Origin of the sequence: Stenotrophomonas maltophilia, assembly GCF_004920835.1 — a bacterium.
GTDB classification, from domain to species: Bacteria; Pseudomonadota; Gammaproteobacteria; order Xanthomonadales; family Xanthomonadaceae; genus Stenotrophomonas; species Stenotrophomonas maltophilia_AQ.
The window spans coordinates 51,282-71,154 of the sequence record NZ_QFHO01000018.1 but is presented as its reverse complement, the minus strand read 5'-3'; the positions used below and the strand labels follow the sequence as shown (position 1 = coordinate 71,154).

The 19,873-nt window shown below is 67.0% G+C and carries 14 protein-coding genes; 7 read left to right on the top strand and 7 right to left on the bottom strand.

Annotated elements, in window-relative coordinates; genetic code table 11:
- Positions 1–29 precede the first annotated feature (29 nt).
- The 3 genes from DI041_RS13780 to DI041_RS13770 all read left to right on the top strand — a co-directional run bounded on the left by DI041_RS13780 (position 30) and on the right by DI041_RS13770 (position 2,869).
- Positions 30–710 carry a TetR/AcrR family transcriptional regulator gene (locus tag DI041_RS13780; protein WP_046985263.1) on the top strand — a complete coding sequence of 227 codons (681 nt, stop codon included), beginning with the start codon at positions 30–32 and terminating at the stop codon, positions 708–710.
- 136 nt (positions 711–846) lie between these two features.
- Positions 847–1,494, top strand: coding sequence for a protein-L-isoaspartate O-methyltransferase family protein (locus tag DI041_RS13775; protein WP_006390984.1), 648 nt, complete (start codon positions 847–849; stop codon positions 1,492–1,494).
- 16 nt (positions 1,495–1,510) lie between these two features.
- Positions 1,511–2,869, top strand: a complete 1,359-nt coding sequence (locus DI041_RS13770) for a TolC family outer membrane protein (protein ID WP_046985261.1) — start codon at positions 1,511–1,513, stop codon at positions 2,867–2,869.
- Positions 2,870–2,968: 99 nt separating this feature from the next.
- Here DI041_RS13770 and DI041_RS13765 read toward each other — a convergent pair whose 3' ends face one another.
- A complete protein-coding gene (locus DI041_RS13765) occupies positions 2,969–4,219 on the bottom strand; it encodes a hypothetical protein (RefSeq protein ID WP_046985260.1) in 1,251 nt (416 codons plus the stop codon).
- Between the two features lie 219 nt (positions 4,220–4,438).
- The gene (gene waaA, locus DI041_RS13760; protein ID WP_046985259.1) at positions 4,439–5,737 is read right to left on the bottom strand and encodes a lipid IV(A) 3-deoxy-D-manno-octulosonic acid transferase; all 1,299 of its coding nucleotides are present in this window, start codon (positions 5,735–5,737) and stop codon (positions 4,439–4,441) included.
- Positions 5,738–5,796: 59 nt separating this feature from the next.
- Here waaA and DI041_RS13755 point away from each other — a divergent pair, with 59 nt between their 5' ends.
- On the top strand, positions 5,797–6,714 hold the full coding sequence (locus DI041_RS13755) for an LpxL/LpxP family Kdo(2)-lipid IV(A) lauroyl/palmitoleoyl acyltransferase (RefSeq protein ID WP_136638942.1): 918 nt from the start codon (positions 5,797–5,799) through the stop codon (positions 6,712–6,714).
- Between the two features lie 100 nt (positions 6,715–6,814).
- Here the strand turns inward: DI041_RS13755 and DI041_RS13750 are convergent, their stop codons facing one another.
- Genes DI041_RS13750 through DI041_RS13740 form a run of 3 tightly spaced genes read right to left on the bottom strand, consistent with a single transcriptional unit; the run spans position 6,815 to position 9,455 of the window.
- Positions 6,815–8,146, bottom strand: coding sequence for an O-antigen ligase family protein (locus tag DI041_RS13750; RefSeq protein ID WP_046985257.1), 1,332 nt, complete (start codon positions 8,144–8,146; stop codon positions 6,815–6,817).
- Positions 8,127–9,242, bottom strand: a complete 1,116-nt coding sequence (locus tag DI041_RS13745; protein ID WP_136638943.1) for a glycosyltransferase — start codon at positions 9,240–9,242, stop codon at positions 8,127–8,129. Before DI041_RS13745 ends, DI041_RS13750 begins: the two co-directional genes overlap by 20 nt.
- A gap of 15 nt (positions 9,243–9,257) precedes the next feature.
- Positions 9,258–9,455 (bottom strand): zinc-finger domain-containing protein, encoded by a 198-nt coding sequence (locus DI041_RS13740; RefSeq protein WP_012512052.1) that lies wholly within the window; start codon positions 9,453–9,455, stop codon positions 9,258–9,260.
- Between the two features lie 421 nt (positions 9,456–9,876).
- Between DI041_RS13740 and DI041_RS13735 the strand changes: the two genes are divergently transcribed.
- Both DI041_RS13735 and DI041_RS13730 read left to right on the top strand, forming a co-directional pair.
- Positions 9,877–13,221 carry a GH92 family glycosyl hydrolase gene (locus DI041_RS13735; RefSeq protein ID WP_136638944.1) on the top strand — a complete coding sequence of 1,115 codons (3,345 nt, stop codon included), beginning with the start codon at positions 9,877–9,879 and terminating at the stop codon, positions 13,219–13,221.
- Positions 13,218–13,955, top strand: a complete 738-nt coding sequence (locus DI041_RS13730) for a basic secretory protein-like protein (protein WP_136638945.1) — start codon at positions 13,218–13,220, stop codon at positions 13,953–13,955. The genes DI041_RS13735 and DI041_RS13730 overlap by 4 nt, the downstream gene beginning before the upstream one ends.
- A 495-nt stretch (positions 13,956–14,450) precedes the next feature.
- Here DI041_RS13730 and DI041_RS13725 read toward each other — a convergent pair whose 3' ends face one another.
- Together DI041_RS13725 and DI041_RS13720 are read right to left on the bottom strand one after the other, a co-directional pair.
- The gene (locus DI041_RS13725) at positions 14,451–16,742 is read right to left on the bottom strand and encodes an NADP-dependent malic enzyme (RefSeq protein ID WP_136638946.1); all 2,292 of its coding nucleotides are present in this window, start codon (positions 16,740–16,742) and stop codon (positions 14,451–14,453) included.
- Positions 16,743–16,971: 229 nt separating this feature from the next.
- Positions 16,972–18,315 carry a dicarboxylate/amino acid:cation symporter gene (locus DI041_RS13720; protein WP_136638947.1) on the bottom strand — a complete coding sequence of 448 codons (1,344 nt, stop codon included), beginning with the start codon at positions 18,313–18,315 and terminating at the stop codon, positions 16,972–16,974.
- Between the two features lie 332 nt (positions 18,316–18,647).
- On the opposite strand from DI041_RS13720, the gene DI041_RS13715 reads away from it, so the two are divergent.
- The gene (locus DI041_RS13715) at positions 18,648–19,817 is read left to right on the top strand and encodes an OprO/OprP family phosphate-selective porin (protein WP_065724721.1); all 1,170 of its coding nucleotides are present in this window, start codon (positions 18,648–18,650) and stop codon (positions 19,815–19,817) included.
- Positions 19,818–19,873 lie beyond the last annotated feature (56 nt).

Here is a 19,873-nt window from a genome sequence, read left to right as displayed (position 1 = left end):
ATCGAACCGCTTGGTCTAGTATTGTCGTGATGAGTTCTCCCACTTCCCGCAAGCCGTCGGCCAAGCCCGCTGCCAAGGCCGCCGGACCCGGGCGTCCCAAGGACCTCGGCAAGCGCGCGGCGATCCTTGAAGCAGCCAAAGCACTGTTCATCGAACAGGGCTATACGGGTGTGAGCATGGACACCATCGCCGCTCAGGCCGGCGTCTCGAAGCTGACCGTGTACAGCCACTTCGGCGACAAGGAGACCCTGTTCTCCGAGGCAGTGCAGTCAAAATGCATTGAAATGCTGCCTGACGCGCTGTTCGTGGCCGACGCGGACGGCCCGCTGCGCGACCAGCTGATCGGTATCGGCCTGGCCTTCTTCGAGCTGATCACCTCCGATGCTGCGATTTCCATCCAGCGCATGATGATGGCGCCGGAAACCGATGAGCGCTTGCGCGAGCTGTTCTGGCAGGCCGGTCCGGAGCGCACCTGCGAGGCCCTGGCCGACTTCCTGCGCGCGCGCGGTGCGCGAGGCGAACTGGAGATCCCCGACTATTACCTGGCCGGCCAGCAGTTCCTGACCCTGGTCAAGGGCGAAGTGCACATGCATATGATGTGCGGCATGCCACTGTCACCGGTGGAATGCGACCCTCTCACCCACGTGACCGCCAGTATCGACTTCTTCCTGCGCGCCTACGCGCCAAGAGGGGCCGGGACGGCCGGATAACCAAAACTGAACGAACCGGAGGTCGCGATGACTTCCGGCACTGCGACCCCGGCTACCCGGCAGCTGATGCTCTGGGCGCGCCGCCGGCCTCCGGCACCGGTAAAATGGCCGGCCCACTGCGCTGGATTTGAACCTCATGACGATTGATTACGCCCACGCCCGCGAACTGATGGTGGAACAGCAGATCCGTCCCTGGGACGTGCTGGACATCAAGGTGCTCGACGTCCTGGCCCGCCTGCCGCGCGAGGCCTTCGTCGCCGACGCGCACCGGGCGCTGGCCTACGCCGATGTTGAACTGCCGATCGGCCATGGCCAGAAGATGATGAAGCCGGTCATCGAGGGCCGTACCCTGCAGGCACTGGACCTGCAGCCGGGTGACGAAGTGCTGGAAATCGGCACCGGCAGCGGTTTCCTGTCGGCCTGCATTGGCGCGCTGGCGCGCGACGTGCTGAGCCTGGAGATCGACCCGGAGCTGGCCGCCGCCGCACGCGCGCGCCTGGATGCTTCCGGCCTGGGCACCAACGTCCGCGTGGAAGTGGCCGACGCCCTGGCCTGGCAGACCGAACGCCGCTTTGACGTGATCTGTGTCACTGGTGCCGTCGACGTGGTGCCGTCACAGTTCGCATCGTGGCTGCGTCCGGGTGGTCGCCTGTTCGTGATCCATGGCCGTTCGCCGGCGATGGAGGCCCTGCTGGTCAAGGCCGACGGCAGTAGCGAGTCCCTGTTCGAGACCGATATCGATTACCTGCGCGGTGCCGCCCCGGCACCCCAGTTCCACCTCTGAGTCCAAGGAAGCCGCAATGATCCGCCGATCCCTCGCTGTTGCGCTGGCCACTGCCCTGCTGCCGTTGTCCGCCCATGCCGCCGACCTGCTGCAGGTCTATGAAATGGCGCGCAATGGTGACCCGCAGCTGTCCGCCGCCGAATCCACCCGGCTGTACGACAAGGAAGGCGCCGTGCAGGCGCGTGCTGCCCTGCTGCCGCAGATCGACGGCACGGCCACACTGAACCGCTCGCGCAGCGAAGCCGACCATGACGCCAACTCCGGCACGGTCACCAGCAAGCGCCGCAACTACACGATCAACGGCAGCCAGACGCTGTTCAACTGGACCCAGATCAACAACCTGCGTTCGCAGCGCGAACTGAGCAAGGCAGCGGACTTCACCCTCGATTCGGCCAACGACAGCCTGATCGTGCGCACCTCGGCGGCCTACTTCAACGTGCTGGTGGCGATCGAATCTCTGAACGCCGCACAGACCAATGAAGCGGCCGCGAAGAAGCAGTTCGACTTCGCCGACAAGCGCCTGGAAGTGGGCCTGGCGCCGATCACCGACGTGCACGAAGCACGCGCCCAGTACGACCAGGCGCGCGCCAACACCATCGTTGCGCAGAACACCCTGGCCGATAACTATCAGGCGCTGACCGAACTGACCGGCCAGCCGGTGGTCAACCTGCGGGGCCTGCCGGCGGACTTCCGCCCGGAAGTGCCGGCCAACCGCGGCAACATCGACGAGCTGGTGCACCAGGCCAGCACCCAGAATCCGGCGCTGAAGGCGCAGGAACTCAAGGTAAGTGCCGCCGAAGCCGGCGTGCAGGCCGCCCGTGGTGGTCACTACCCCACCCTGTCGCTGGGCGGCAGCTGGGGCAAGAGCGCGACCTGGGGTGACAGCACCGGCGCCGGTTCGCTGTCGCCGGACGCTCGTACCAACAGCATCGGGCTGACCCTGAGCGTGCCGATCTTCTCCGGCGGTGCCACCCAGTCCGGCGTGCGTCAGGCGTTGGCCCAGCGTGACATCGCCCAGGACGGCTACGAGCAGCAGAAGCGTGCCCTGGACCGCAACACCCGCAATGCCTACCAGACCCTGGTGCAGGGCATCAGCGAAGTGGAAGCCCGCCGCCTGGCGGTGGTTTCGGCGCAGAGCGCGTACGACGCGTCGCAGGTCGGCCTGGAAGTCGGTACCCGTACCGTGCTGGACGTGATCCAGAACCAGCGCATCCTGTTCTCGGCGCAGCTGGACTATGCACAGGCCCGTTACACCTTCCTGCAGAACCGCTTGCTGCTGAGCCAGTCGCTGGGCGCGCTGGACGTGGCCGAGCTGCAGGACGTCAACCGCCTGCTGACCCAGGACGCGGGCAACCCGGCAACGACCACGAACTGAGTCGTCGCCCTGCCGGCAACGAAGAAGCCACCCGCGAGGGTGGCTTTTTTGTGGACGCCGCATGCACACGCATCCACGCATGACGCGGAACTACCGGCATCAGCCGGGCCATGCGCGCAGTTGCAGCACCGCCGACAACAGGCATAGTGCCGCCGCCAAGGGCGCAAGCACCGGCATCGTCGCCGACCATCGCGAGCCGCGCGACACCTCGATGCGGTGCCGCGTGCGCAGCGCTCCCAGGCACAGCGCTGCCGTCACCAGCAAGGCCACCGGGCCAGGCAGCACCGGCAGCCACCCGATCGGCACCCATAGCGCCAGCAAGGCCGAGAGCAGAACGACGACCACGGTCGCCAGCGTTTTCCTGGGCCCGCGTTCCTCTTCCCATGCCACTGACCACATCCCCATTGCCAGATGTGCGGCCAGCAACACCAGCACCAGTAGCAGCGCCGCCAATCCGGCCATGCCGGCGAAAGGCAGCAGCGGCAGCAGCCACTGCAGTTCCGGATGGCCTTGCAGTGCCACCGACAACGGACGCGTGCTGTCCAGTGCCGGGAACGCGACCAGCCCAGCCTGCAGCGCGGCCAGCAGCATCAACAGCAGCATGGCCAGCAGCACCATCACCGCCAGCACCCTGGACTGCTGCGATACCGTTCGAAGGCGCAGGCCGGGAAAGCCCAGCGCCAGCCCGACGCTGGCAAACACGCCCAGCAACGACACGCTCGCGGCAAGCACGCCACCCAGCCCGAAGTGATAGGGCGCGGTTGCCTCTGGCAACCAGGGAATCCAATAAGCGTAGTGCACATGCCGCGCCGCCAGCGCCAGCAGCAGCACACCAATACCGATCTTCACCGTCAGCAGCGCGCAGACCAGCAGTGCTGCACGCCGCGGCGGCAACACCGCGAACATTCCCAACGACAGCGCACCGGCAGCCGCCAGCAACGGGCCCGGCAGCCAGCTGTCCGTGCTGATGCCTCGGCTGGCCAGCACCGCATGTAGATGCAGGGCGGCGGACTGCGCGACGCCTGCGGCCGTCGCCACCAGCTCCAGCAGCAATACGGCGCCCAGCAGGCCGGCGAGGCCCCTGCCCCAACTTGCAACCAGCAGCCCGTGCAGGCCATCCGCGCCTGGCCGTTGCTGGCGCACTACCTGCAGGCAACACAGCACAAGTCCGGCAGCCAATGCGGCCAGAAGCAGACTGAGCACGATCGCTGGACCGGCCTGGGCAGCGGTGTACTGGCCGACCCGCGCCACCACGTTTCCTCCCAGCAGCAGCGTCAACGCAACCACCGCCAGATGTTCCTTCCCGGGATGCAGTCCGCCGACGCCATCCCTGCTGCTGCCGCCATCCATCGCAAGTCCTCTTGATATCCGCCCAGATGCGGGCGACCGCAGGCTGGCAGCCCGCGCCAAGGGGCGGTATCAGATTCCGTGCGGTCTATGCCGCGATGTGATCGCACGCACGCTGTCTTCTACACAACCGGTCCGGCGGCGACAGGAATCCAACCGCTAAGCAGAATTGATGCAGGCGTTCACGACAGCCCGGCTGCGGGCAGAGAAACTGCCCCTTGCCTATCGGCGAGGCGGCGGCAGGTGCGGCGCAACCAGCTCCAGCGTGCGCTGCAACGCGCCGCGACCATTGCTGACCAACGTGCACCCGGCACGCGCCATCTCTTCGCGCGCCTGCACGCTGTCGAGCAGATGCTGCAGCAGATCGCCAACCGCCTGCACATCCTCGCCGATCAGCAATGCACCGGCCTCACGCATGCGTCGCGAGATCTCGGCGAAGTTATGCAGGTGCGGACCGGTCACCGTCGCCGTACCCATCGCTGCCGGTTCCAACAGGTTGTGGCCGCCGATCGGCTGCAGGCTCCCACCGACGAACGCAACCTGTGCGCAGGCGTAGAACGGCATCAGCTCGCCCAGGGTATCGATGACGAACACATCGGTATCGGCCTCGGGCCACTGCTTCGCGCGACGGGTCGCCACGTTCCAGCCCTGTTCGCGGGCCAGGGCTTCCACTTTGGGGAAACGCTCGGGGTGACGCGGCGCCCACAACAGCAGCAGGCCGGGGTGCTGCTGGCGCAGGCGTCGATGCAGATCGACCACCGCTTGTTCTTCGCCGTCGTGGGTACTGGCCGCGATCCACACCGGGCGCCCGGCCGGCACGCGTGCATGGAACTGTTCGACAAAGCCCTGTACCTCCGGCGTAGCGATATCGAACTTCAGATTGCCCAGCGCCTGCACCTGTTCCGGCACGGCGCCCAGCTGCACGAAGCGCTCGGCATCATCCTGCGACTGTGCGGCAACGCAGGTGACGGTGCGCAGCGCGCGGCGGATCAGTGCGGCCAGCAAACGGTAGCCTCGCAACGAACGCGCCGACAGGCGGGCATTGAGGATATAGACCGGGATGCGGCGGTCGCGGCAGCCGAACAGCATGTTCGGCCACAGTTCGGTTTCCAGGATCAGCGCCAGGCTGGGCTGGAAATGGCCAAGAAAGCGGTTGACGCTGCCCGGCACGTCGTACGGCAGGTAGACATGGTCCAGCGCATCGCCCCACAGCGCGCGCACGCGCTCCGAGCCTGTCGGAGTGATGGTGGTGATGACCCAGCGGATGTCCGGGCGCTGCTGGCGCAGGGCGTTCACCAACGGGGCGGCGGCGTTGACCTCACCCACCGACACCGCGTGCAGCCAGACCCGCGGCTGTCCGCTGGGCTGCGGGTAGGACGCGTAGCGTTCGTCCCAGCGCCGGAAGTATTCACGGACCCGGAAACCCCGCCAGACCAGGTGGTACACCGTGATCGGCAGCAGGATGTAGAGCACGGCTGAATACAGGCCGCGCAGGATCCATTCGACAGGGTCTTTACGCATGCGGCAAGGATACGGGAGCCCCCCGGGAAAGACACGCGGCCGGGTTGGTAGAATGGGGAATGTCCGATGCCTCCACCGCCGTCCGCCCGTCGCTGCGCGATCCCCGCAACTGGCCGATGTTCGCCGTCATGTTCGGCGCTTTCGCCATCGCCCGCCTGCCGTGGATGCTGCAGCGTGCGCTGGGCCGTGGCGTCGGCTGGATCAGCTGGCGCCTGCTTGGCAGCCGTCGCCGCGCCGCCGAGGTCAACCTGCAGCTGTGCTTCCCCGAGAGGGACGAAGCCTGGCGCCAGCGCCTGGTCCGCGACAGCTTCGATGCACTGGGCGTGGGCGTGTTCGAGTGCATCCGCGCCTGGTGGGGCAGCATCGACCGCATCCGCCCGCAGGTGCAGATCGAGGGTCTGGAACATCTGCGGCAGATGCAGGCCGAGGGTCGCGGCGTACTGCTGGTCTCCGGCCACTTCATGACCCTGGAGATGTGTGGCCGCCTGCTGTGCGACTACGTTGACCTGTCGGGCATGTACCGCAAGCACAAGAACCCGGTGTACGAGTGGGCGGTGAAGTTCGGCCGCCTGCGCTACGCCAAGGCGATGTACGCCAACGAAGACATCCGTGCCACGGTGCGCCACCTGAAGAAGGGCGGCTTCCTCTGGTACGCGCCGGACCAGGACATGCGCGGCAAGGACACCGTGTTCGTGCCGTTCTTCGGCCACACCGCGTCGACCATCACTGCCACCCACCAGCTGGCACGGATGACCGGCTGTGCGGTGATCCCGTATTTCCACCGCCGCGAAGGCGGGAAGTATTTCCTGAAGATCGGCGCGCCGCTGGAGAATTTCCCCAGCGAAGACGTGGAAGCCGATACCACGCGGGTCAACCAGGCCATCGAAGCGATGGTGCGCGAGGCGCCCGACCAGTACCTGTGGATCCACCGCCGTTTCAAGCGCCAGCCCGGTGGGCGGAGCGATTTCTACAAATAACCGGATGCGGTGGAATGCCCGGCGTGCTCATGGTAGTCGCCAACCTTGGTTGACACCGATGAACCGAGTCCGGTCCCGAGGAGCCAACCAAGGTTGGCAACTACTGGCTCGGCGGAGATTCATCCGATTCGCGTGCCAGCAGGCTGCCGGCGAACAATGCGGCCAGCAGCACCGTCAGGCCACCCCAGAACGCGGAATAGAACGCGAGGTGGGTGTTGAGCGGAAACACCGTGACCGCCAGCGCCAGCATTGCCGGGCGCGCTCGCTCGCGGGCGGCGGCGGGCGCGAAACGCCACGCACGCCAGGCCTGGGCGACCGCGGCCAACCACAGTAGCAGGCCGAGCACGCCGGTTTCAGCAAGGATTTCCAGCACGATCTGGTGTGCATGCAAGGCCGGAGCATTGCCCCACACCGCAGGGCCCTCCTCAGCCACGCAGTCCGGATAGGCATCGCGGAAGCCACGTGCGCCAACGCCATTGACCGGATGCGCCTCGATCATGCATGCAGCGGCTTCCCATATCCGGGCGCGACCCGACAGCGCTTCATCAACGCCTTGTCCGCCATCGTCCCAGGCCATCGCTGTGCGTGCCATGCGATCGCGCAGCTGCGGCACGCTGGCGGCCAGCGCTCCTGCTCCGAGAACAGCGACCAGGGCCAGCACCGCCAACCGCTTCCAACCGAACTGGCGCACGCCGCTGTAGGCCAGCACCAGCGCGAAAGTGATCCATGACGCGCGCGAGCCGGCCAGCAGCAGCACGCAGCCCAGTGCCACCGCTGCCAGCACCCAGCCCAGGTTGCCGAAGCGGCGCGCTACTGGCAGCAGCAGGAACGGCGACAGGCTGGCCAGCACCTGCCCGAACTTCAGGTTGCACGGACCCAGTGCGCCACTGAGGCGGTCGGCCAGCGCGGCCTCGTCGGCCGGGCACAGTGCATGGCCGCTCACGGCCAGCTTCAGGTGTTCCAGCGACCAGAACCACGGGCTGGTACCGGCGGCGGCCTGCACCAGCGCATCCAGCGTCCAGGCAGCGGTGATCAGCGCCAGCCCGCCGAAGGTCAGCCGCCGCCGTTCCGGCGTGGCCACAGCAATTGCCACCAGCCACATGAAGGGCAGATAGCGCAGGCCGGCGGCGGCCTTGGTCCACGACGCCGCCGGATCGATGGCATCGAACGCGGAGAACGCCTGCGGCAGCCAATAGCCGAGGAACAGGATCGAGGTCAGCGCCCACGCCGCCGTGCTCAACAGGTGCGGGCGGCGCTGCAGCCGACGCATGACCATGCGCGCGGCAGCATACAACGCGCCAAGTCCGAGCACGGTTTCGGCGATGCCCGGCAACGGCCACATCGCCACGTACGCCAGCACCCACCAGGGCGCCCAGCGCCCGGCGCGGTCGTCGCGCACGATGACGGCAGGATCAGCCGGCGAGGTCGGCATAGAGGCGGAGGGTATCGCGCTGCATGGCCTGCAGGGTAAACGGGATGCGGGTCGGCAAGGACGGCGGCTGCGCCAGCAGGGCCAGCGCGCGTTCACCCAGTGCGCGCGCATCACCAAGCGGCACCGCGCCGCTGGGCTGCAGCTGACGCAGTAGTTCGCCGACGCCGCCATGGTCCCAGCCCAGTACCGGGCGACCGACCGACAACGCCTCGACCACGGTGCGGCCGAACGCTTCGGGCTTGTCCGACAGCTGCAGCACCAGGTCGCTGGCGGCATAGGCCTGGGCGATGCGCGCGGTCGGCGTGCTGATCTGCACCGCATCGGCGATCCCCAGCGCCACCGCCTGCATGCGCAGATCAGCAACGTAGGCTTCGCGACCGGGTTCATCAGTGCCCAGCATCCACAGCTGTGCCGGCACACCGGTGGCGCGCACGTCAGCCAGCAGCTGCAGCGCGTGGGCGTGGCCCTTCAAGCGGGTACCCCGCCCTGGCAGCAGCAGCAGCGGCCCTTCAACCTGCGCCAGCCACGGGTAATCCGCGGCCAGCGCCAGCCGCGGACGGCGATCGGCACGCGCCACGCGCGGGAACTGGCCGACATCGACGCCGCGCGGAATCACCTTCAGCCTCGCTTCGGGAACCGTCGGATAGTGCCGCTGCACATAGTCGCGCACGGTGTTGGACACGCAGATCACGCGTTCTCCGCTGGTCATCACCGCGCTGTAGCGACTGGGCGAATTCAGGCCGTGCACGGTAGTCACCCAATGTGGGCGCTGTGCGGCGGGCATCGCACGGATCGCGTACAGACCCAGCCAGGCCGGCAGCCGCGAACGGGCATGCACGATATCCGCCCCGACCTCGGTGAACAGGCGACGCAGGGTCGGCAGGTGACGCAGGGTCAGCAGCGACTTGCGGCCGATATCGAGGGTGAGGTGCTCGGCACCACTATCGAGCAACGGCTGTACCAGGCGACCGCCAGCGGACACCACCAGCGCGCGATGGCCGGCAGCCACCAGCGCCGCTGCAATTTCAAGGGTCGAGCGCTCGACACCGCCGGAGTGCAGCGCCGGCAGCAACTGCACCACGGTCAATCGGCGCATCGATCGAAGGCCTGCTTAGTCGGCCAGCACGAACACGGAGCCGCAGTACGCGCACTTCGCTTCGCCGTTGGGCTCGTCTTCAATCGGCAGGTACACGCGCGGATGCGAGTTCCACAGCGCCATTTCCGGCGTCGGGCAGCTCAGCGGAAGATCGCTGCGGTGCACGGTGTAGCGCTTTTCGGCGTTGGCGGGCGCGGTGGCGGTATGGCTCATGGCGGATGTCGATGAACGGGTTGCGAGGCCTGCGATTCTAGCATCCGGGCTGCCCCGACATTGCGCCGCAACAGGTCTTTGCGCACGCCGCGGTCATTCCATGCGTCTTTGCGCTGGGCATCGAAGGGCGCCGCCCCAGGGATTTCGCCGATCGATCCGCCTGGTTGGCACTGGAAATCGTCCGACAGCGATATTTTCCGCATTTGGATCGAACTAAATGGCACTTGTCAGGCCGCGATGGCTGTTGCAGGATCGGGCCAGGTCGTAACCCGACCTGCCCAATCCGACCCGATCGCATGGCCCGCCCCCACCGGACCGGCATCGCCTCTACCACTGCCAGCCTGGCGGACGGAGCGATGCTGTCCGTGGTGTCCGCCGATGCGGGTTCTGCCTGCCGCCTGCCCCTCCGGGAGACCCTTGCATGACCCTGTCCGATCCGCGCCGCGCCCTGCTTCCGCTCGCCCTGGCCCTGGCCTGTGCGACCACTGCGATGCCGGCACTGGCACAGGGGCTGCAGACCTCCTTCGAACCCGGCGAACCGGCGCCAGTGCAGGCAGCAGGTGCGCCGCAGGTGACGATCGGCAACGGCCCCGCCGCGCCCTACACCGCCAAGCGCAACGCCGGCTACAGCGGCCTGCATGCACTGCGCTACAGCAGCGAAGGCGGTAGCGCGCGGCGCGAGCTGTTCAAGGCGGACATGACCATCGAGGCCGATACCACCCTGTCGTGGCTGGTACTGCCGGAGATCGTCGGCAAGGACACCGTGGCCTCGACCTATGTGTCGCTGGACCTGCTGCTGGACGACGGCAGCCGCGTTTCCGCCAGCGCCGCGCGTGACCAGCATGGCGTGGCCATCGGTGCGCGCGCGCAGGGCGATTCGAAGACGCTGTATCCGCAGCAGTGGGCGCGCAAGGCGGTGCGGCTGGGCGACGTGGCCACGCTGAAGGGCCGCCGCGTGGTGGCGATCGAACTGGAAGTAGCCAGTGCCGACGGTGCACCGGTCTCCGGCTGGATCGACGATGTGCGCCTCGACGCGCAGCCACGCCAGCAACCGCAGCGCGTCTCCGACTGGGTACTGACCACCCGTGGCACCCAGGCCAACGGCACATTCTCGCGCGGCAACAATTTCCCGGCCACCGCTGTGCCGCACGGGTTCAACTTCTGGACCCCGGTGACCGATGCCGGTGCGCTTAACTGGCTGTACCGCTGGAACGAGCAGAACGACGCGCAGAACCGGCCGCAGCTGCAGGCGCTTGCGTTGAGCCACCAGCCCAGCCCGTGGATGGGCGACCGCCAGACCTTCCAGGTGATGCCCTCGGCCAGCCGTGGTGTGCCGGAGGCAGACCGCCGCAAGCGCGCACTGTCGTTCGACCGCGCTCATGAAAGTGCACGCCCGTACCGCTACGACGTGCGCTTCGACAATGGCATCGCGGCCTCGATCGCACCGACCGACCATGCCGCATTGTTCCGCTTCGACTTCCCCGCAGACGGCAATGCCAACCTGCTGTTCGACAATGTCGATGCACGTGGCGGCCTGACCCTGGACGCTGCGACGCAGACGCTGTCCGGCTACACCGATACACGCAGCGGCCTGTCCAACGGCGCCAGCCGCATGTACGTGGTAGCGAGCTTCGACAAGCCCTGGCGCAGCAGCGGCCGTCTCGATACCGGCCGCCCCACGGGCTACATCACGTTCGACACCGGTAGCGAGCGTCGGGTGACCATGCGCATCGCCACCTCGTTGATGTCGGTGGAACAGGCGCGGCACAACCTCGCGCTGGAAATCGCCACAACCGACACGCTGGAAAGCGTGGCCGGGCGCGCCCAGGACGCATGGGACGCACGCCTGGCCCGCTTCGATATCGGCGATGCCAGCGACGACCAGAAGACCACGCTGTATTCCAGCCTGTACCGGCTCTACCTGTACCCCAACTCCGGCCACGAGAACGTGGGCAGCGCGGCGGCGCCGGACTGGCGCTACGCCAACCAGGCCAGCGCCAGCGACGACAATACCGACGGCAGCGCGACCCGCAGCTTTGCCGCCGTGCGCGATGGCAAGGTGTTCGTCAACAACGGCTTCTGGGACACCTTCCGCACCACCTGGCCGGCCTATGCGCTGTTTACTCCGGAGGATGCCGGGCAGCTGGTGCAGGGTTTCATCGAGCAGTACCGTGCCGGCGGCTGGATCGCACGCTGGTCGTCGCCGGGCTACGCCGACCTGATGGTCGGCACCAGCTCCGATGTGGCCTTCGCCGATGCATGGCTGAAGGGCATCGGTGGCTTTGACCCGGCCGAGGCCTACGCCGCCGCGCTGAAGAACGCGACGGTGGTACCGCCGGACCGTCATGTCGGGCGCAAGGGCATGGAGCGCTCGACCTTCCGTGGCTACGCCAGCGCCGACGTGCACGAAGGCATGTCGTGGACGATGGAAGGTGCCCTCAACGATTTCGGCATCGCCAACATGGCCGAGACGCTGGCCAAGCGCGCGACCACGCCCGTCGCACGCGAGCGCTACGGCACCGAGGCCGACTACTTCCGTCATCGCGCCGCCAGCTACGCGACGATGTTCGACCCGGCCGTGGGCTTCTTCCAGGGCCGCAGGGCCGATGGCCGCTGGCGGGTGGACCCCAAGCACTACGACCCGCGGGTGTGGGGCCACGATTACACCGAATCCAATGGCTGGACGTTCGCCTTCACCGCCGCGCACGATGGCGAAGGCCTGGCGGCGCTGTACGGTGGCCGCGACAGGCTGGCCGCCAAGCTCGATGCGTTCTTCGCCACCCCGGAAACCGCCGATCCGGCACTGGCCGGCTCCTACGGTGGCACCATCCACGAGATGACCGAAGCGCGCGACGTGCGCATGGGCATGTACGCGCACAGCAACCAGCCGGCGCACCACATTCCATGGATGTACCTGTATGCCGGGCAGCCGTGGAAGACCCAGCAGCATGTGCGCGAGATCCTGTCGCGGCTGTATGTCGGCAGCGAGATCGGTCAGGGCTATCCGGGAGACGAGGACAACGGCGAGACTTCGGCATGGTATGTGCTGGCCTCGCTGGGCCTGTACCCGCTGCGCATGGGCGCGCCGGAGTACGTGATCGGCTCGCCTGCATTCCAGCACGCACGGGTGGAGCTGCAGGGCGGCGCGGTGCTGACCGTGAACGCGGCCAACAACTCGCGCGAGAACGTCTATGTGCAGTCGCTGAAGATCAACGGCACGCCGTGGACGAAGACCTGGGTGCCGCACGACGTGATCGCCAAGGGTGCGACGCTGGACTTCGTGATGGGACCACAGCCGTCGCGCTGGGGCAGCGGCGTGGATGACGTGCCGCGCTCGCTGACCGCACGCGGCCAGCGCCCGCAGCTGCTGCACGACCTGCTCGGCAGCGGCGCCAAGGCGACGTTGGCCGATGGCCGTGCCCTGCCCGCGCTGGTTGATGACGATGCCACCACCACGGTGGGCCTGGGCGGTGGCGCAACCATCGCGCTGACCGGCCTGACCGACGGCACCCCGACGATGTACACGTTGACCAGTGGCGACGGCAGCATCCGTGGCGGCGAATGGGCGCTGGAGGCACGCAACGGCAATGGCAGCTGGGCCGTGCTGGACCAGCGCAGCGGCGAAGACTTCGAATCCGCCCGCCAGACCCGTCCGTTCCGCATCGCCAAGCCTGGCCGCTACAGCGAGTACCGCCTGCGCCTGCTGGCACCGGGCCGACTGCCGCTGGCAGAGATCGAACTGTTGGCAGCCAGCACCGTACAATGAGCCCTATGCGCTACCGTCTGCTGCCCCTGGCCCTTGTTGCCCTGTCCTTCTCCAGCTTCGGCCAGACCCAGGCGTTCGATACGCAGCTGACCCGCGATGGCGTGACGCTGAACTACCAGGACGCCCGTGGCGCCCTGGCCGCGCCGCAGCGCAAGCGCCTGATCGACACGTTCTACTTCGCCTACCTGCGTGAGCGCGCGGACTTCCGTCCGGCGGCGCCATCGATGGTCCGCATCGTGATCGATCCTGCCTACACCGGCATCGCCTTCGTCGGCGACAAGGACCAGGCGGCGACCATCACCATCAATCCGGGCTGGCTGGCACAGCATCCCAACGACATTGACCTGGTCACCCACGAAGCGATGCACATCGTGCAGGGCTATCCCGGCTACGGTGATGCGCGGGTGCCGGGCTGGCTGGTGGAAGGCATTGCCGACTATGCGCGTGATCGCTACGGCATGGACAACGCGGCCGCCGGCTGGACGCTGCCCGGCAAGGTCGAAAAGGGGCAAAACTTCGACAGCGGCTACCGGGTCACCGGCGCCTTCCTGAAGTGGGCCGAGGCCGAGCATCCGGGCCTGGTGCTGGCGCTGGACAAAGCCCTGCGCGATGGCCGCTACACGCCTGCGCTGTGGCAGAAGCAGACCGGCAAGCTGTTGCCGGCACTATGGGCGCAGTACGCCAAGCCGCGCTCGGATGCGCCGCCGCCGCCAACACGCCGCGGCAAGCGCTGACGGATAGCGCCGGGCCATGCCCGGCGGAATGCAGAGCGCCGCGCTGCGCGCTCGCCAGGCATGGCCCGGCGCTACCCGATCTCACAACCCTCGTGGTCGCTACATCGTGGCCGGCCAACGCCTCAGCGCGACTGCACGAAGCCGGCGTACAGCGCGAACAGCTGCCGGAAATAACGACGCGTCACTCGATTGCGCATGGCACCCTCGCCAATGGAAAGTTGGTCGGGCCCAGGGCAGGAAGGCCGGTCCGGTCCCTTCCCGCGGCCGGGCCACGTGGGCGTATTGGACCGTAGTGGCGTTGCAGGGTAATGACCGGGTTGCGTAGCGCGTGTGGCACAGGCCGGCGGGCGGTAGAGCCGGCCGCTGGCCGGCTGTCGTCGTACCTGGACTTCATTGGGGTTGCCGGCCAGCGGCCGGCACTACCCGTTTCCGCTTTGCTGAAACAGAAACGCGCCCCGGGGGGCGCGCTTCTGCAGCCGGAATCGGAAAGAAGGCTTACGCCTTCTTTTCCGCTTCGAGCTGCTTGCGGATCTGCGCATCGACCGCGGCAATCGCGGTCATGTTCAGGATCCGGCGCGAGGTCGCGCTGGTGGTCAGGATGTGCACCGGCTTGTTCACGCCCATCAGGATCGGGCCGATCGCCACGCCGTCGGTGAACACGCGCACCAGGTTGTAGGCGATGTTGGCCGCTTCCAGGTTCGGCAACACGAACAGGTTGGCACGGCCCTGCAGGGTCGAACCCGGCAGCAGTTTCTGGCGCAGCGCTTCATCCCATGCGGTGTCGCCCTGCATCTCGCCATCCACGTTCAGACGCGGGTTGCGCTTGAGCAGCAGCTCGCGCACCTGGCGCATCTTCAGCGCATCCTTCGAGTCGTGGCTGCCGAAGTTGGAGTGCGACAGCAGCGCCACCTTCGGTTCCACGCCGAACAGCTTCATGCGGTAGGCGGCCTGCAGGGTCGCTTCGCACAGCTGCTCGGCAGTCGGGTCTTCCTGCACGTGCGTATCGACGAAGAAGAACACGCCCTGCTGGTTGATCACGCCAGTCATCGCCGAGGTCGAGGTGACCTTCGGCTCCAGCGGCAGCACGCTGCGCACGTAACCCAGCTTCTTGTGGAAACGGCCGACGATGCCGGTCAGCATCGCGTCGGCCTCACCACGGGCCACCATCACCGCCGCGATCAGGGTCGGACGCGAACGCATCAGGTTCTTCGCCGCGGCCACGGTCACGCCACGACGGCCGGTCAGGCCGTGGTAGTACTGCCAGTACTCGTTGAAGCGCGGGTCGTCATTGATGTTGGTGACTTCAATGTTCTCGCCGATCTTCAAGCGCAGGCCCAGACGCTCGATGCGCGACTCGATCACTTCCGGGCGACCGATCAGGATCGGATGCGCCAGGCCGTCATCGACCACGTTCTGCACCGCCTGCAGCACCACCTCCTCTTCGCCTTCGGCGTAGACCACGCGCTGCTTGTCACTGCGTGCGCGGTCGTAGACCGGCTTCATCATCAGGCTGGTGCGGTAGACGAACTGGGCCAGCTTGTCGCGGTAGGCGCCCATGTCGGCGATCGGACGGGCGGCCACGCCCGAATCCATCGCAGCCTGGGCCACCGCAGCCGACAGCTCCACCAGCAGGCGGCGGTCGAACGGGCGCGGAATCAGGTATTCGCGGCCGAAGCTCGGGGTCTCGCCGCCATAGGCCGAACCCATGTCGGTGGCCGCACGACGCGCCAGCGCGGCGATCGCGCGCACGCAGGCGATCTTCATTTCCTCGTTGATCGCGGTCGCGCCCACGTCCAGCGCACCACGGAACAGGTACGGGAAGCACAGCACGTTGTTGACCTGGTTCGGGTAGTCCGAACGGCCGGTACCGATGATCGCGTCCGGGCGCGCCGCGCGCGCCAGTTCCGGCATGATTTCCGGGGTCGGGTTGGCCAGCGCGAAGATCACCGGATCCGGCGCCATCGTCTTGACCATGTCGGCGGTCAGGATGCCCGGCGCCGACAGGCCCAGGAAGATGTCCGCACCGGCGACGATCTCGGCCAGGGTGCGCTTGTCGGTGTCGCGCGCATAACGCTGCTTTTCCGGGTCCAGATCGGTACGGCCGGTGTGGATCACGCCCTCGCGGTCGAAGGCCAGGATGTTTTCCGGCTTCAGGCCCAGCTGTACCAGCATGTTCACACAGGAAATGCCGGCCGCGCCCATGCCCGTGGTCGCCAGCTTCACTTCCTCGATCTTCTTGCCGGTGATCGCCATGGCGTTGAGCACCGCCGCACCGACGATGATCGCCGTGCCGTGCTGGTCGTCATGGAACACCGGGATCTTCATGCGCTCGCGCAGCTTGCGCTCGACGATGAAGCACTCCGGTGCCTTGATGTCTTCCAGGTTGATGCCGCCGAAGGTCGGTTCCAGCGAGGCGATGATGTCGACCAGCTTGTCCGGGTCGGTTTCATCCACTTCGATGTCGAACACATCGATGCCGGCGAACTTCTGGAACAGCACGCCCTTGCCTTCCATCACCGGCTTGCCGGCCAGTGCGCCGATGTTGCCCAGGCCCAGCACCGCGGTGCCGTTGGAGATCACCGCCACCAGGTTGCCGCGCGCGGTCAGCTCGCTGGCCTGCTGCGGGTCGGCCTTGATCGCTTCACAGGCATATGCCACGCCCGGCGAATACGCCAGCGACAGGTCGCGCTGGGTCAGCATGGGCTTGGTAGCGGAAACCTTGATCTTGCCCGGCGGGGACATCCGGTGGTAATCGAGGGCGGCCTGTTTGAAATCTTCGTTGGACATCGATGTGGGTTACATGAATGGGCAGAAGGGACAGGGGATCATACCCCCGTTGGAGCGCTCGGACCTGTCGCTACCCTGTCGCAGTCATGCTGCGACCGCACAATTCCGGGGCGTATGCGACGGCCTGAAGGGACAGCTTCGGCGCTGGCCATGACAGCCATGGGACGCCTTGAAACGCTGCGGGGCCGTACCACTGTCGTGATCGGCCCCGCAGTACCACACACCTGGATCAGCCCTTGGCCGGCAGTGCCTCGGGCACCGCGTCGATCGGCGGCGGCAGCTCGCTCTCGCGGCCGTCCAGCGCCAGCCGCAGGCGGTTGCGGTCCAGCGCGCCTTCCCAGCGCGAGACCACCACGGTGGCCACGGCGTTGCCGATGAAGTTGGTCAGCGAGCGGCACTCGCTCATGAAGCGGTCCACGCCGAGGATCAGTGCCATGCCGGCCACCGGCACTTCCGGCACCACCGCCAGCGTAGCGGCCAGGGTGATGAAGCCGGCACCGGTGACACCTGCTGCGCCCTTGGAGCTGAGCATGGCGACCAGCAGCAGGGCGATCTGGTGGCCCAGGGTCAGTTCGGTATTGGTGGCCTGGGCGATGAACAGCGCGGCCAGGGTCATGTAGATGTTGGTGCCGTCCAGGTTGAACGAGTAGCCGGTGGGAACCACCAGGCCGACCACCGACTTGCTGCAGCCGGCGCGTTCCATCTTCTCCATCAGCGACGGCAGCGCCGACTCCGACGAGGACGTGCCCAGCACCAGCAGCAGTTCGGCCTTCAGGTAGCGCGCCAGCTTGAACACCGAGAACCCGCACAGGCGGCAGACCACGCCCAGGATCACCGCTACGAACAGGAACGCGGTGAGGTAGAACGAGCCGACCAGCCAGGCCAGGTTGACCAGCGAACCGACGCCGTACTTGCCAATGGTGAAGGCAATCGCACCGAAGGCACCGATCGGCGCGGCCTTCATCAGGATGTGCACCAGCTTGAACACCGGGGCGACCAGCGCCTCCAGGAAGCTCAGGATCGGCTTGCCTTTCTCGCCCACCGATGCCAGGGCGATGCCAAACAGCACCGCGATGAACAGCACCTGCAGGATGTTGCCATCGACGAAGGCGCTCACCAGCGTCTTCGGAATGATGTCCATCAGGAAGCCGACCAGGGTCAGGTCGTGCGACTTCTCGACGTAGCTGTGCACCGCGGTCTGGTCGAGCTCGGCCGGGTTGATGTTCATGCCGGCGCCCGGCTGCACCACATGCGCCACGATCATGCCGACGATCAGCGCCAGCGTGGAGAAGAACAGGAAGTACGCCATCGCCTTGGCGAATACGCGGCCCACCGTGCGCAGGTGGGTCATGCTGGCGATGCCGGTGACGATGGTCAGGAAGATCACCGGCGCGATGATCATCTTCACCAGATTGATGAAGGCATCGCCGAGCGGCTTCATCTTCTCGCCAACCAGCGGTTCGTAGTGGCCGAGGATGGCGCCCAGGACGATCGCCACGATCACCTGGAAGTACAGCTGGCGATAGATCGGCAACGGCTTTGCAGGCGCCGGGGCTGCGGTCGGGATGTGCATGGCGGACTCCGGAAGGGGCGTTTTCAGGCACGTACGGCCCCAGCACTGCACGGGAACCGTTACCGTGGAAACTGCTCGCAGGCCCTGTGCTGCACGCGCAGGGGGTGCGACCAATGGACGCCTTTGTACGCGCCGGGCACGCCGGCGCAGATAACCTATTGGTACTAGCCCCCCGGTTCAGGTGGCAGCGGTGCCTACACTGGCGCCGCACCGCCCGATCACGGGGAGGCCGGTGGCCCGAGCTGAACGGCCGGGCGCGTCATTGCGAAAGTTCCGGCCCTTGCGGCCGTTGTTGTCCTGTCCACACGCAATCTGAGAGAGCCGCACACAACATGCGCCCGATTCCCACCTTGCTGGCCTTGTCGCTGGCCGCCCTTCCCGCCTTCGCTTCGGCTGCCGATTTCGACAACTGGCCGACCAAGTACGCCTTCGGCGACGGCACCGAGCTGGCGGCCACCGCCAACATCGCCTACGACTACAACGATTTCTCCTCGGGCAGCGGCCTTGAGGATGACGATGCCGTGCGCCGCAAGGAATTCGGTGCAACGCTGAAGAAGAAGGGCGTCTACGACGCGATGGTCTACTACGACTTCCAGGCCGACACCTGGCTGGACGTATTCGTGCGCTTCGAGAGCAAGGCCTTCTTCGGCCGCGACATCGGCCGCTTCCGCTTCGGCTACATGAAGACCCCGGTCGGCCTGGATGCGAATACCTCCTCGCGCGCCGGCAGCTTCCTGGAAACCGCGCTGCCCGTGCAGGCCTTCTACGCAGGCCGTCGTACCGGCGTGGAATGGGTGCTGGAACGCCCGCAGTACCTGTTGCAGGCCGGCGCCTATGGCGGCAAGGACCTGCAGGGTGACAACCCCGGCACCACCCAGGCGGTGCGTGCGGTGTGGACCCCGGTGAAGGCACCTGGTGACGTAATCCACCTGGGCCTGGCCTATTCGCAGGAAAATCCGCGTGGTTACAGCGATGGCCGCGACGTCCACCACGAAGCCAGCGCACGCCTGCGTGCCCGCCCGGAAGCCGGCCTGACCGATATCCGCTTCGTCGATTCCGGCGCGCTGGTCACCGCCGACCAGATCCGGCGCACCGGCCTGGAAGGCATCTGGATCCGCGGCCCATTCTCGCTGCAGGCCGAAGCCCTGCGCGCCACGGTCACCCGCAATGACGGCAAGCCCGACTACACCGGCAGCGGCCAGTACGCGATGGCCAGCTGGGTGCTGACCGGCGAATCGCGCCCGTACAACGCCGGTGCGGTGGCCAACATCAAGCCGGCCCACGACTACGGCGCGGTGGAACTGGTGGCCCGCTACAGCCGCCTCGACCTCGACGACGGCAGCATCCTCGGCGGCCGCCAGCACGACCTGACCCTGGGCGCGAACTGGTACCTGACCAGCCATTTCAAGTTCCAGGCCAACTACGTGAAGGTCGACGCCAGCCGTCGTGGCGTGCACAGCACGCCGGAGATCTTCGAACTGCGCGCGCAGATGCACTTCTGACCCCTTCCACGTCAGACCCCGGCGGGCGTGCACGTCACGCCCGCCGGCCCTGCGTA

What these genes read in the sequence shown, in the direction of transcription:
- DI041_RS13780 (WP_046985263.1), top strand. Translation starts at nt 30, where the DNA reads ATGAGTTCTCCCACTTCCCGCAAGCCGTCGGCCAAGCCCGCTGCCAAG.
- DI041_RS13775 (WP_006390984.1), top strand. Translation starts at nt 847, where the DNA reads ATGACGATTGATTACGCCCACGCCCGCGAACTGATGGTGGAACAGCAG.
- DI041_RS13770 (WP_046985261.1), top strand. Translation starts at nt 1,511, where the DNA reads ATGATCCGCCGATCCCTCGCTGTTGCGCTGGCCACTGCCCTGCTGCCG.
- DI041_RS13765 (WP_046985260.1), bottom strand. Translation starts at nt 4,219, where the DNA reads ATGGATGGCGGCAGCAGCAGGGATGGCGTCGGCGGACTGCATCCCGGG.
- waaA (WP_046985259.1), bottom strand. Translation starts at nt 5,737, where the DNA reads ATGCGTAAAGACCCTGTCGAATGGATCCTGCGCGGCCTGTATTCAGCC.
- DI041_RS13755 (WP_136638942.1), top strand. Translation starts at nt 5,797, where the DNA reads ATGTCCGATGCCTCCACCGCCGTCCGCCCGTCGCTGCGCGATCCCCGC.
- DI041_RS13750 (WP_046985257.1), bottom strand. Translation starts at nt 8,146, where the DNA reads ATGCCGACCTCGCCGGCTGATCCTGCCGTCATCGTGCGCGACGACCGC.
- DI041_RS13745 (WP_136638943.1), bottom strand. Translation starts at nt 9,242, where the DNA reads ATGCGCCGATTGACCGTGGTGCAGTTGCTGCCGGCGCTGCACTCCGGC.
- DI041_RS13740 (WP_012512052.1), bottom strand. Translation starts at nt 9,455, where the DNA reads ATGAGCCATACCGCCACCGCGCCCGCCAACGCCGAAAAGCGCTACACC.
- DI041_RS13735 (WP_136638944.1), top strand. Translation starts at nt 9,877, where the DNA reads ATGACCCTGTCCGATCCGCGCCGCGCCCTGCTTCCGCTCGCCCTGGCC.
- DI041_RS13730 (WP_136638945.1), top strand. Translation starts at nt 13,218, where the DNA reads ATGAGCCCTATGCGCTACCGTCTGCTGCCCCTGGCCCTTGTTGCCCTG.
- DI041_RS13725 (WP_136638946.1), bottom strand. Translation starts at nt 16,742, where the DNA reads ATGTCCAACGAAGATTTCAAACAGGCCGCCCTCGATTACCACCGGATG.
- DI041_RS13720 (WP_136638947.1), bottom strand. Translation starts at nt 18,315, where the DNA reads ATGCACATCCCGACCGCAGCCCCGGCGCCTGCAAAGCCGTTGCCGATC.
- DI041_RS13715 (WP_065724721.1), top strand. Translation starts at nt 18,648, where the DNA reads ATGCGCCCGATTCCCACCTTGCTGGCCTTGTCGCTGGCCGCCCTTCCC.